The organism is Bacillus sp. SIMBA_074 (assembly GCF_046534555.1).
Taxonomy (GTDB): Bacteria; Bacillota; Bacilli; order Bacillales; family Bacillaceae_G; genus Bacillus_A; species Bacillus_A mycoides.
Genome location: NZ_JAWRYM010001391.1, coordinates 1 through 228 on the forward strand (window position 1 = coordinate 1; position 228 = coordinate 228).

1 protein-coding gene is annotated in these 228 nt (G+C 71.9%); it reads left to right on the plus strand.

Annotated features, from left to right (window positions below; translation table 11 throughout):
* On the plus strand, positions 1–228 hold a 228-nt coding region (locus tag SB773_RS35270), incomplete at both ends, for a hypothetical protein (RefSeq protein ID WP_410595264.1).

Consider the following 228-nt stretch of genomic DNA (forward strand, 5'->3'; position numbering starts at 1 on the left):
GCCGCCCTCTCCGCGCACCTGCAGCGACACCCCGGCTTCGTCGCCCAGGCGCGCGCACGAGTCCGGGTCGACCGCATCAACCCGGCGTTCGCCATGATCACCGGGATTGCCGCCGATGGCGCCCTCGGCTCGCTCGGCGACCTGCTCGACGACGGCGATCCCACCTTCGGCCCTTCCCTGCAGGCCTTCATCGCCGGCGAACCGTTCTTCGAGGGCGAGACCGAGGTC